The organism is Brasilonema angustatum, from assembly GCF_059505445.1.
In genome coordinates this window covers 17953-31246 of sequence record NZ_JCACKO010000142.1, presented here as the reverse complement: position 1 = coordinate 31246, position 13294 = coordinate 17953, and the positions used below count along the sequence as shown (strand labels likewise).

Genomic DNA, 13294 nt, shown 5'->3' with positions numbered 1-13294 from the left:
TGCACCCACTTACAGCTCTTTATTATTAACACAAATTAGAGACAACACTATGCAGGTACGACAATATTACGCGCCTGCAGCTAACTTGTCTTCTACCCATTGGCAGATTTGTGTGAGTGACTTGGCGAAAGTTGATTGGCTTTGAGGATTGCTGCCATCAAAAATATGTAAGCCAGAGAGCCGATCAAAGCTAAGAGTACGTTACCGATGATAGGATTACCTAGTATACCCTCCTTTTGCAACTCAGAGATAATCGCTCCAATGGTATGTAGAGCTGCTGAAGTCAGGTAGCCGATTCCTATAAACCGCCAAAGCTTTCTAGGTTTCATTGCACCCAATCCAATGAAGTAACCAAAGTAGCCGCTATATGCCACCTGTCCACAAATATCTCCTAAGATCAGGGGAATTAAAAGTGTTAATCCGGCAAAACTACCTTTGCTTTGAGTTTCTTGATGCACTGTCATCAAACTCTCTACTAATGCAAATCCAGTGGCAGATGCCGTCGCTAAAAGGATTCCGTCCATAGGTTCCCATACCCCAATGAGTTCGCGCTTGGGTGATTGGAGTAGTCTGCCTATAAAGTAAACTAATATCACTGGCAGCACTTTAAACAATTCTTCTAACAAACCTGCCTTGAAAAATTCTTTGAGAATGATAGCAAGAATGCTCTCCTTGTGTTCCGAGGCATCTCCTGGTAAGATGTCAGAAAAAATAGTTGCCAATTCATGATGGGCAGTTAAAAGCGGTAAACCAGTAGCCAAACCTAAGCTCACTAGCAACCACCAGGGCTTATGTTTATGGCAGAGTTTGTGAATAACATAGTGGCTTGCAAGAGCTAGGTAAGCTGCCAAGATGTAGAGGAAGTTATTGCTATTTTTAGTAGCCAACATTGCTACTACGAATATCACTGTGACAATGCCCGGAACAAGGAAACCTTTCTGATGTAAATCTACCCTTCCTGAGACGACAGGGAATATATCGCTGATACCAACAAAGCTAATCTGTTCATACTCAAAAACGAATTCTGGACCCTTGCGACCAAGTTTGATCTGGTCATGTACTTGCAAAATTTGAGAACCTTGTAAGCGCTGACCATTAATATAAATACCATTACGGCTTTCCAAATCGGATATTTCCCATTGAGGCAGATCACTGGGAGACTCAGACGAGAGGGGAGAAATTTTTAAATGCTGACGGGATACTTCGTGGTATTTCGTGGAATCTAAAACAATGTCACAGCAACTAGCATCTCGTCCAATTATTATTGGTTTATCAGATAAAACTATGTTCTCAGTTTGTTGTGAGTCACTTCCTGTACTAGGGTTAATTTGTATTAAGAAGCTTTTGTAACGGTGAAGTCCTGCCATCAAATTACTCCTGAAGTTGTGTTTTTTATCAATAAAAATACGACGGGAACGTTGTTTATTTGTTTGAGAGCCTCAGCAAAGTTTGCAACCACTATATACTTTGAGAACTTAGGCATTAACAAAAGTTTGATTTTCACAGAAGTTAAGCATGAAGAAGCTTTTCTTCTGTATTCTTAATAGGTGTAAGCAAAATCATTTTATGCAGAAGAACGTTAGCCTCACAAACTAGAAGTCGGTAGATAGACAAACTGCAAAGCGCCCAAACCGGTGCAATGCAAGCTGGGCGTGTTGCATGAGCAGTGAATGTCGTCTAGGTTGTGCCAAACTTACCGACAAAGGTAACTTGTCTGAATGCATAAGTGGGTGCATTTGTACAGTGTGTAAGTCCCAAGTGAAACCAGGAATATTGACGAACAACCAACAATTAACAACTTACACCAGAATTTGTTTATACTGGAAGCAGTAAGATTTAAGAAATTTTAAATTTTACTCCCAGCTTGCTTATGCAATGTATTATAAGTCGTCGGGCTCAATTTTCAGCAAGTCATCGCTATTGGTTGCCAGAACTGAGTGAAGCAGAAAATATTCATAAATTTGGTGCTTGTTCAAAATTTCCCGGATATGGACACAATTATGTCTTATTTGTCTCCCTCATTGGAGAATTAGATGAATATGGCATGATTCTCAACTTGTCCAACGTCAAACACGTTATTAACCGAAAAGTGACCAGTCAACTGGACTTTTCCTATCTCAACGATGTATGGTCAGAGTTTCAACAAACTCTACCCACCCCAGAAAACATTGCAAGGGTAATTTGGCAACGGCTTGCACCCGATTTACCTTTAGTGCGTATACAGCTTTTTGAACATCCCGAACTTTGGGCTGATTATTTAGGAAACGGCATGGAAGCATACCTCACAGTCAGCACTTATTTTAGCGCCGCCCATCAGCTAGCTCATCCTCGTCTTAGCAGCGAAGAAAACTTCAAGATTTACGGTAAGTGCGCTAATCCCAACGGTCATGGGCACAACTATCATTTAGAAGTGACTGTCAAAGGTGAGATCGATCCACGCACTGGGATGATTATTGATTTGGGCGCTTTGAATCAAGCTATAAAAGAGTACGTTATTGAGCTATTTGACCACAGCTTCTTAAACAAAGACGTTCCATACTTTGCTGAAGTTGTTCCCACTGCTGAGAATATTGCACTTTGTATCAGTCACCTGCTGCGATCGCCTATCCAGGAATTAGGAGCGACACTATACAAAGTAAAATTAATGGAAACTCCGAATAACTCCTGCGAAATTTATTGCACTGAGTCAGATTCCAACTCAGTTAATGCTGCACAAAATCAACCTGTGTTAGTACGCTTGTAGCTGCCTCGAATTGTAAACAGTGAGCGACTACTACTACTACTGTCGGCAGCGAATCTGCCGCCGTAGCTGGTTGGTATAAGCCTAAATTGTTTACAAATTAAAAATCTCAACGACGTGCTGAACGTCGCAAAGAGGTATAAATCACCCATGCTACAAGTCCAAAACCTGCATTTAGCAATAAGCGGCTAAGTATAAATGACACAACATCACGGTCAAAAAGCTGAGATAGATTCAAAAAGCTCAGACTTTTGACTAAAAGAAATAGCCCAAAAAGAGCATTTCCAGCCAGCAACAAAGCTAACAGCACCAAGGTACGTTGTTGGAAGCGCTGTTTAGGTGTGTATCCAGAAATCAGAATTATTGGAAGTTCGCCTTGCACCCTTACCTGTAACTGCTGTAGTCGCCAAAACATCCACAACAGAAACGGGAACAAGCCATAATTGAGCAAATTTAGTGGTATTGGATAGCGATCGCTCATAGATAGAACATTCACTAAACCATGACAAATCACAGCATTGAGCCAAGCCGCAGGCAAAAACTGCCGATATCCATACAAAGAAATGTTTTCGCTAATACATATTGCCAGGACATACCCCCAAGGGGCAGAAAACATGGCATGAATTGGTGTGCTGATAATTCGCTCAAAAATTGGTGCCGTGTCATGAGAAAGGTAAATCCAATTCTCTTGGGCAGTGAATCCAAGGGCAACCGCTATGGTAAATAGAAAAACAGAAGTGGGGCGAAATCGGTATCGAGGTTGGAAAAGGTAAGTTGGGACAATCACCGCTACCAGCTTACAGGTTTCTTCAACAGGACCGACTTCTATAAGTTGTCGCAGAACAACACCTGCGAAAACACGCTGCATTCTTTCCCAGTCAACAAAATTATTGGCGACTGTTTCAAAAACCCCTTCTAGCTGAAAAGCAAGAACACCAGATATTGCTCCTAACACAAAGAAAAACAGCAGCCGCATCAAAGAAGGGGCAGAAGGAATGCGGTAATAGTAGTAGAGCAGAAGCAGTAGGGGTGGTATGGCTGCACACAACAATTCCATGTAGGAACGTAGCATCTACGTCTTTACGCTTGAGCAATAATAGTGCGGTGACGGGGACTGTTAGGAGTGATAGTGGGAGTTTTAAACCCCGCCTCTACAATCACTTGCTCAAAATCCAACGTAAAATATTCATCAAGATACGGTTCAGTACTTTTGAGGAGCGTCAAAATGTAAGGCGGCATTTTTTTGTAGATTTCAGATTTGGGATTCATATCCATAATTGCCAGATGTCCATCGGGACGCAGTAGACGTCTGGCTTCAGCAAAAATCTGTTTAGTTGCTGCTTGAGGCAGTTCGTGGCACATCAGAAAAATGGAAATTAAATCAAATGAGCCATCTGGTAGCCCAGTAGATTCAGCAGCTGCATGAATCCAGTTAACATTAACATGGTGCTGCTCGCTACGGTAGTGAGCAACGGCTAAGAAGTAGGCAGATAAATCTAAACCCGTAATTTTGGCATCGGGATAAACTTTTTGTAAGGCAAAAGTACTCAAACCCACACTGCACCCCAAATCTAGGATGTCTTGTGGTTCTTGGGGAATTTGCTGTTTGATGATGTCATGGTAACTTTGGCGCAGCATGCGATCGCCCTTTGCCCCAGCATCCTGCCAAATTCTGGCATGGACAGCATAAGCCGCCGACTCTACTTCCGAAGCCGCTTCCCAACTGAGATTTCCTGTTTCGTAAGCGTGGAATGACCGCAGGTAGTATTCTGGGTAAGAAAGCTTGGGATTTTGTACTTTCGCGAAGTCAGCTTGCCAATTACGCGCTTGTAGCGTTTGTGCTTCTTCGAGCCAATTTACTCCTATTTTCTTAGCGCGTTTAATCATCATTTGCCTAGCTTGATGCTTGGCTAAACTGGCTAAAGGCTTGATTGCCAGAACGCCATTTACAAAACGCGAAGCTAATCCGGGAGTGTTTTTTACAGCTGTGTTCATCAGTAAAGTTGGTCAAATGAATTGTCTACCTTTGGAATCAGGAGAAAGCCTGTCTATTTGAATCATATTGCAGAAGTATATATCCCATCGTTCGCGTCATCGATTACTCAAAAGATTAATTTACCAAAAATCTTTGAAAACCTTATATAGCACAATATGGTTCAGTTGGTGAGATTTGGTATAGCCATTGTTCCAGGCGATCGCTTGAGCTAGACTGTTGGCATTTAGCGGCACAAACACAGCATCGCCGTATAAAAACCACAGATGTACACAGATAATTAATCTGTGTGCATCTGTGGTTTTATTTTCCTAAAAATTGACTTTTCGCAGTCGGAGCTAATTCCCTGTTTTCGGCTTCAGTGCAAGCAACATATCAACTTCGGTAGTTGTTTTGTCGGGGCTAGTAGCAGTCAAACCCAAACCGCGAATGGAACTTATAATAGCACTTGTTTGAGGAGTCATAGGCTGCTGTTGTGCAGTGGCAAGACGATTTAACAGAGGTACGGTTTTGTCCATATCTAAGTAAAAATATCCACCGTTAGGCTTTTGGAGAGTGCTAGTAACAGCTTTGAAATTGTTGCTATCATCTAAAGACTCACCTTTACGATCACAAAGGGTTTCGGCTACCGGACCACCAATAGTGACAAATACGGAGTCATTATCTAGCCACCCGTGTGCTAATAAAGCTCCTTGTTGAGGAATCAGCCATTCTGTAACTTCTTTACCGCCGATATTTCTTTTTGCAACATTGACTGATTGTGCTTTCACAAAGTCATCCAGTTTGTTGAGGGTGCTTTGGGCCATTTTGCGATCGCTTGTGTGGAAAACTAACGCTCCCCCAAAACCAAGCTGCGCCAACACACCTTGATTTGACGGAATAGCAGCAAAACCAAATTCTCCATCCATCCACCCGAAAATTTCTTTATCCAGGTCAATATTGACTAATTTCAGTTGCGATCGAGCTTGTTCAAGCGTAAGCTTCAACTCAGGAGTATCTTTTGATTGTTCCACAAGCGCTGACCACCAGTTGCTGATTCCTTTTCCGCTCAACATGGCGATTGTATCAGCAGGAAATTGAGATACCACATCAGCAGAACTGTTTTCATACTGATATTTGACCAATTCTGGGTCTAACTTGGCAATGGCTTTGAGCCGCACACCCGCATTATCAATTCCTACATTCGCCACCATAGATTTCATCTGCTTTAATTGCTTCATGCTTTCTGGAGAAATCGGCGTGGCGTTCGGATTTGCGGTTATTAATTGCTGTACCATGCTGCGATAATCAGGTACATAAATTTGCGCTAAGGTGTTGTCTACATTGACACCGTTTGTTAACATATTGTTTGCACCTTCTTTACTTGCAAAAGAAGGTTCACCTTTATAAGTGTCAATTGCGTGCTCTACAGATTGCTTTTCCGGAGCAATGACAACATAAGTCGTATTTAAAACCGCTGTATAATTGTGCTCATTCTTACCAGTCGTTTCTATAATTTTTTCGCCTTTGTAGTCAGTTTCCTCTACCTTGACTTCTTTTTGTGCCTTCAATTTATTAGCAAAATTCAAGGCACCCAATTTATCTTTGATTCCCACCACAATCAAAATTTTAGAATCTTGTGTCGCTTGCGGAGCATTCTGTGCAGCGGGTTTTGCTGGACTTGAGGGTAGCATGGCAACCATAACACCACCAACCCAAGGTTTTAAATCTTTTTCATAAGAAATGTTGCCATCATTTGACAGTTTTTTATTTAAGTTTTCCAAATTTTGTGCGACTATCTGTTGTGCTTCGGGAGTGCCAAATTGCTCCAACTTTGCCCAAACTTTTGGCTCAGTAGAAATGTAAGTTGCCAAAATTGCTTCATCTGGCACAACTTTAGCAGCGCCCAAAACATCAGAAATATCTCCAGAGGGACCACCTTTCAAATACACATATGCTGCTATTCCTCCTGCCACAACTATGGCAGTACTAACAGCAGGAATTATAAATTTTGACCGACTTTCGGGCATTGTAAATGTTCCCTTTTGCTCAACGAATTATCCTAGATCTTAGTCAGAATGTCATTGTGGATTTTGCGGATTCACTAAACTTGGCTGCACTGGTTTATGGGGATTTAGTGATCAGATTGTCAATCTGAGAAAATATGGGTATAATAGCGCTCTAAGTAGTACTTCAAAAGCGTTAAGAACAAATCTACAAATGATATTGTTCTTTATCTGAAAAATATATTCCTTTTGGTGGTAACAAGCTATTCTAAGCTATATAAAACCATCAGGATATTATTACAGAATTTTAATTGCTTAGGAGCCAAACACTGTATGTTCAATGACAACAGTGTACAAAATGTTCAGGGTGTATCCTAAGTTGACATAGGGATAACACGCGATCAAGCTGTTTTTCCTTACAACATTCATAAGGAATTTTCAGGGTTACCAAGATTCAGTAAACATCAATGTCACAACATTTTTTTGATACAGAAAAAACACAGTATAAAACTTTTGAGTTACCTGGGGCAAAACCGCATTACAATCCAGATCATCCTGGACAAGTAGAGCATATTTTTTTAGATCTCAGTCTGGATATCGTTAACAAAAAATACCAAGGTCGTTGTAGCATAACACTTAAACCAATCCGCTACGGTATTGACCGTTTAAATTTAGATGCTGTCAACTTAGGTATCGAATCAGTACAAGTGGATGGAAAAGCGCAAAACTTTGACTACGATGGACAACAGTTATCTATCCAACTCGAACCACCTACACAAGTTGACAAGTCCATTGTCATTGCGATCGATTACTCAGCAGACAAACCACAACGCGGTTTGTATTTTATCCAAAGCGACAAACACTATCCTCATAAACCTTCCCAAGTTTGGACTCAAGGAGAAGACGAAGACTCCCGCTTCTGGTTCCCTTGCTTTGACTACCCCGGACAACTTTCTACTTCTGAAATTCGCATCCGCGTCCCCAAACCCTTGATAGCAATTTCCAACGGGGAACTTATTGCTACAGATGAACTTGGTGACGACAAAATCTACCACTGGTCACAGCAGCAAGTTCATCCGACCTACTTAATGACTTTAGCAGTCGGTGACTTTGCCGAAATTCGTGATGAGTGGAACACAATACCCGTCACGTACTACGTTGAAAAAGGTCGTGAAGAAGACGCCAAACGTAGTATGGGCAAAACTCCCCAAATGATAGAGTTTTTGAGCGAAAAATATGGCTATCGATACCCTTACCCCAAATACGCTCAAGTCTGTGTTGACGACTTCATCTTTGGGGGAATGGAAAATACATCTGCTACACTGTTAACTGATAGATGTTTGTTGGATGAGAAAGCAGCATTAGATAACCGCAACACAGAAAGCTTGGTTGTCCACGAACTGGCGCACCAATGGTTTGGTGATTTGGTAGTGATTAAGCATTGGTCTCATGCTTGGATCAAGGAGGGGATGGCTTCTTACTCCGAAGTTATGTGGACAGAGCATGAGTACGGTGCTCAAGAAGCCATATACTATCGTTTACAGGAAGCTCGCAGTTATCTGGCTGAAGATAGTGCTCGCTATCGCCGTCCAATGGTCACCCATGTTTACCGGGAAGCTATTGAACTTTATGACCGTCACATCTACGAAAAAGGCTCATGTGTTTATCACATGATTCGGATCCAATTGGGAGAAGAATTGTTTTGGAAAGCAATTCAGACATTTGTACGGGATAATGCCCACAAAACTGTGGAAACAGTTGATTTATTACGGGCGATTGAAAAAGCAACTGGACGCAATCTGTTGTTTCTTTTTGACCAGTATGTCTATCGAGGTGGTCATCCTGATTTTAAAGTCACTTACTCCTGGGATTCTGATAGCAAGCTGGCTAAGATAAGCGTGACTCAAACTCAAGCAAGTGTCGGAAATAGTAGCGATTTATTTGACTTAAAAATCCCTATCGGTTTTGGGTACGTCCAAGAACCAGACTTTGAGACTTCCTCTTTGACTGCTTCACATACTAGATCTTGTGACCTTAAAACCTTTACAGTACGAGTGAATGAACTAGAACAAAGCTTCTATTTCCCTCTTGAGCAAAAACCTCAATTTATCAGCTTTGATGTGGGGAATCACTACCTGAAAACGGTGTCTTTGGAATACCCACTACCAGAATTGAAAGCGCAGTTGGAATTTGATCCCAACCCTATCTCCCGCATTTTAGCAGCAGAAGCTTTGGCGAAAAAAGGCGGTAATAAAGCCCTAAAAGCGCTGTCTGCTGCACTCAAAAATGACCCCTTCTGGGGTGTACGCGTCGAGGTGGCTAAACAACTTGCAGAAATCAAGCTTGATCAAGTCTTTGATGAGTTGGTTGTTGGTTTAAAGGATGAGAGTTCATACGTGCGCCGTGCTGTGGTGGAAGCACTTGGAAAGGTCAAAACTCATGAAAGCTATAAGGTGTTGAAAGAACTGTTGGAGGTAGGCGATCCTAGCTACTATGTAGAAGCCACAGCAACTCGTACTGTAGGAGTCATAGGGGCTGGGACAACAGAAGATAAACCAAAGGAAGCAAAGGTGATCAAGCTGCTAAAATCCGTTTTGGAAGAAAAGGCGGGTTGGAATGAAGTCGTACGCAGTGGTGCGATCGCAGGTCTCGCCGAACTCAAAACCTCAGAAGCCGCTTTAAATCTTCTCATGGAATACACCCACCTTGGTGTACCACAACCCTTGCGTTTAGCCGCAATTCGCGCTCTTGGAAAGATTTCTGTTGGTCAAAGTAGTGCGAATGTGGAACGTGTTTTAGAGCGATTGACAGAAATTTCCAACGAAACATTCTTTTTAACTCAAATAGCAGTAGTCGCAGCCCTTGGACAAATGGAAATCGCCAAAGCAATTGGAATTTTGCAAGCTTTGGCTGACCAAACACCAGATGGGCGCGTACGTCGCTACGCTGAGGAAGAGATTTCCAAGGTGCAAACCAACATTGGTTCCGAAAATGCGCTTCGTCAGTTACGTTCTGAACTTGACCAACTTAAACAACAAAACCAAGAACTCAGAAGCCGCTTAGAAAACTTAGAAGCAAAATCTAAGTCGTAACAGATATAACAGCGCTTCGGTGTTTACTGATTCTATGGGGTAGCCAATATTGCTTGCTCTTGACCACTAAATCGCAGATTTGGTGGTCAAGACTTTGAGTGGGGGTTTGAATTCTCCACTCATGCTCTGACCTTCACCATAGCTGCTTTGAATAGTTCTGCTTTCTTCAAGCATCTTTCCACATTTGGACGTAGACAGAGTTCAAAACCTCCTTTTTTTTTACAATTAGGTTTATTAAATTGCTGTAAATTTTATCTGTTTTTTCATAAGTGTATAAAGAAAACAGCATACCATAATGTTGATACTAGTGGTGTAAAATTTATACAATCATTATAAAGATTTTGTAAAGATCAGATTTATGAAGTAAAAATTGGCTTCAGAAATATTACTATTTGATAAATGTAATTAGACCTAAGTGTAAAAATCACATAGAAATTATGTGCCTTTTCTGAAGGTAGAAAACTCTTTCTGTGTTTGTACGCCAGTGGTTATAAATCTTACAATATGCCAAGATGATACTGATATTTAACCCAGTTGATTATGACTATCGGAGGAATACAAAAACGCTCAAATTTCTTTAGTGTGTAGGAGGATATATTTAAAGTTTTTGAGTGCTTTTTGACAATTGAAAAACATTTGATTTGTTGTACAAAAGTTGTGCAGGGTAGTCCCCATGCGTAAACCTGTTCTCACGATTTTTTACCAGTTCAATCCTTGGAACGCCACAATCGGAGGTATACAAACACTCATAAATACATTTATCAAATACGCCCCCAGCGAGTTTGAGGTAAAACTTGTAGGAACAAATATTGATCCAAAAAACCCTGTTGGTAAATGGCAACAAGCAGAATTTGCAGGTAGAGAAATTGCTTTTTTGCCCTTATTTACACTGGAAGATGATAACGTCCGAAGCTTAATTCCAACAACGCTAAAATATACCGCAGCCCTTTTAGGGCGTCGTTTTGCTTCCGACTTTATGCATTTTCACAGGATAGAGCCAACAATAGCAGCTCTTAATTGGCAGGGGGAGAAAACTCTGTTTATCCACAATGATATACAGACGCAAATGCAAGCAGCTGGTGATAAAAAAGCTATTCTTTGGCGAAGATTTCCTGCTGCATATTTTGCATTAGAAGGTTTGTTAGTTCGTCAGTTTGGCCAAATTCTCTCGTGTAATACTGATGCAGCGCAACTATATAAGCAGCGTTATCCTAGCTTGCAAGACCGAATTGCGTACATCAAAAATTCTTTTGACAATGGAATTTTTTACCCGTTAAAAGAAGATGAACGAGAAATCAAAAGGCGAGAACTGGCGTCTCGGCTAGGTGTGGATGAACAGACTCGTTTTATTTTATTTGCTGGGAGGCTTCATCCTCAAAAAGACCCGATTTTGCTAGTACGTGCGTTTGCTACTTTAAACGAGCCTCATACTCACCTACTTGTAGCGGGGAATGGCGAGTTAGGAGTAGAAATGCGTGCGGAAATTGCAAGATTAGGACTTGTAGATAAGGTTACGATGCTGGGAGCAATGACTCAAAGTCAACTCGCACAGCTTCATCGTGTCTGCAATGTTTTTGTCCTCAGCAGTGCATACGAAGGTCTACCTTTGGTGGTTTTAGAAGCGCTTGGGAGTGGGACTCCAGTCGTCACGACTCAATGTGGTGAAACCCCAAAATTACTAACTGCTGAGAGTGGGGTTGTTTGTTCTGAACGAACGCCTAGGTGCATAGCAGATGCTTTACGGAAAGTACTCCTGCATCCAGGAGATTATCCGACAGAATCTTGCGTGCAGACTGCGAAGCCTTATGCAGCGAGTACGGTTGTTCAACAGGTTTACAGCGAAATGCTAAATCGCTGGGAACAGCGCAATAGCATTGCGATTCAGGTCTGAACAGAATGCGCTCTCAAAACAAAAACAAGGAAATATAAAAGACGAAAAATTATAGTTATCAGGGAGAGACAATGCTTTTTTAGAGTTCAGAAATTGAAACAGAGAAACAGAACTTTCTTGTGTTCCCACGTCTTGTGTTGTTGTTTTCATCTCTGTTACAAAATGTAAATTGATTTCGATTTGTACATGCTTTTACATCACAAAACTAGCACGACTTAACTAGTATGAAAATTGCTGTCATTGGTGCAAAAGGTCTACCTCCCAAACAGGGCGGCATTGAGCATTACTGTGCAGAAGTGTATCCTCGTATGGTAAAACAAGGACACTCTGTTGATTTATTTGCCCGCTCCTCTTATACGGACAGTTCCTGGCAAGACCGTTACGACTATCAGGGCGTCCAAGTTATCTCTTTACCTGGTTTCGGTTTAAGAGGAGTGGATGCTTTAGTGACGTCAGCACTAGGAGCACTAGCAGCCTCTAACACAAAATACGATATCATTCATTTTCACGCTCTTGGTCCATCTCTATTCACTTGTTTACCAAAACTTATCAATAGTGCAAAGATTGTCGTAACCTGTCAAGGTTTAGATTGGCAACGTGCTAAATGGGGGAGCTTTTCAACTCGCGTTATTCAAATGGGAGAAAAGGCTGCTGTTCGTTTCGCTGACGGACTGATAGTCGTATCCAATGTGCTCCAAACCTACTTTTTGCAAACTTATGGTAGAGAGACAGTCTACATCCCCAACGCCCCAGCCAGGTATGGTGAGTCAGATCCCAATTTTGGTTACGGTACTCAATTAGGTCTTGAGCAAAAGCGCTATATTGTCTTTTTGGGTAGATTGGTACCAGAAAAGTGTCCTGACTTGCTAGTTGATGCCTTTACTGCTTTGAATCCTCCTGGATGGAAACTCGTTCTAGCGGGTGGTGTGAGCGATACGAAATCATTCACATCACAACTATTACAAAAGGTTGCAAATAATCCAAATATTGTCTTTGCAGGCGAACTTCGAGGACAACGTCTTTGGGAAATTGTCCGGGGAGCAGGGTTATTTGTCCTTCCCTCTAATCTAGAAGGACTACCTCTAGCAATGTTAGAGGCAATGCAGGAAGAGATACCAGTCGTAGCAAGTGACATCCCACCTCACAAGCAATTAATTAGTGGAGGTCGCGGAAAGTTGTTTGAAGCTGGAAACCTCAGCTCTTTTATTGACACCTTAGACTGGGCAATACATCACCCACAAGAACTAAGAGCTATGGCTGTGCATGCAAAAAGACATGTACAACTGAACTATAGCTGGGATCACATCACGAACGAAACCCTCAAACTCTATACAACACTTATTTCCTCCCCCGAACCAGTAAATATTTACCAACAAAGGCAAACTGGACTTGCGGAGGTTATTGGGAAAAAATAGGTAAGTTAGGTAGTCGTTTGTCATTTGTGACGCCGCTGCACCAAGTAAGTTTCCAATTGGACAGCAACTGGTCAGATTTGTCCAAAAGGAGGCTGTTGTGACCTTTTAGGTGACTGGCGCGCCATTCGGCGAGCGCAGCGTATACTGTAGAACTTACGGCACACCCGTGTCGTAAGTA

8 protein-coding genes are annotated in these 13294 nt (G+C 41.8%); 4 read left to right on the top strand and 4 right to left on the bottom strand.

Annotated elements, in window-relative coordinates:
* Positions 1–92 precede the first annotated feature (92 nt).
* Complete coding sequence (locus tag AC5JM2_RS28200) at positions 93–1367, bottom strand: PrsW family glutamic-type intramembrane protease (protein ID WP_495838233.1); 1275 nt, start codon at positions 1365–1367, stop codon at positions 93–95.
* Positions 1368–1870: 503 nt separating this feature from the next.
* On the opposite strand from AC5JM2_RS28200, the gene AC5JM2_RS28195 reads away from it, so the two are divergent.
* A complete protein-coding gene (locus tag AC5JM2_RS28195) occupies positions 1871–2743 on the top strand; it encodes a 6-carboxytetrahydropterin synthase (RefSeq protein WP_495838231.1) in 873 nt (290 codons plus the stop codon).
* 106 nt (positions 2744–2849) lie between these two features.
* Here AC5JM2_RS28195 and AC5JM2_RS28190 read toward each other — a convergent pair whose 3' ends face one another.
* From AC5JM2_RS28190 to AC5JM2_RS28180, 3 genes are all read right to left on the bottom strand, one after another.
* Entirely contained in the window at positions 2850–3812 is a 963-nt protein-coding gene (locus tag AC5JM2_RS28190; RefSeq protein ID WP_495838229.1) for a PrsW family intramembrane metalloprotease, read from the bottom strand.
* An 8-nt stretch (positions 3813–3820) separates the two neighbouring features.
* Positions 3821–4735, bottom strand: a complete 915-nt coding sequence (locus tag AC5JM2_RS28185; protein ID WP_495838228.1) for a class I SAM-dependent methyltransferase — start codon at positions 4733–4735, stop codon at positions 3821–3823.
* A gap of 336 nt (positions 4736–5071) precedes the next feature.
* Positions 5072–6742, bottom strand: a complete 1671-nt coding sequence (locus tag AC5JM2_RS28180) for a DUF3352 domain-containing protein (protein WP_495838226.1) — start codon at positions 6740–6742, stop codon at positions 5072–5074.
* A gap of 443 nt (positions 6743–7185) precedes the next feature.
* Between AC5JM2_RS28180 and AC5JM2_RS28175 the strand changes: the two genes are divergently transcribed.
* The 3 genes from AC5JM2_RS28175 to AC5JM2_RS28165 all read left to right on the top strand — a co-directional run bounded on the left by AC5JM2_RS28175 (position 7186) and on the right by AC5JM2_RS28165 (position 13116).
* Positions 7186–9810, top strand: coding sequence for a M1 family aminopeptidase (locus tag AC5JM2_RS28175; protein ID WP_495838224.1), 2625 nt, complete (start codon positions 7186–7188; stop codon positions 9808–9810).
* Positions 9811–10483: 673 nt separating this feature from the next.
* Complete coding sequence (locus AC5JM2_RS28170) at positions 10484–11701, top strand: glycosyltransferase (protein WP_495838222.1); 1218 nt, start codon at positions 10484–10486, stop codon at positions 11699–11701.
* Positions 11702–11925: 224 nt separating this feature from the next.
* The gene (locus tag AC5JM2_RS28165; RefSeq protein WP_495838221.1) at positions 11926–13116 is read left to right on the top strand and encodes a glycosyltransferase family 4 protein; all 1191 of its coding nucleotides are present in this window, start codon (positions 11926–11928) and stop codon (positions 13114–13116) included.
* Positions 13117–13294: the final 178 nt, after the last annotated feature.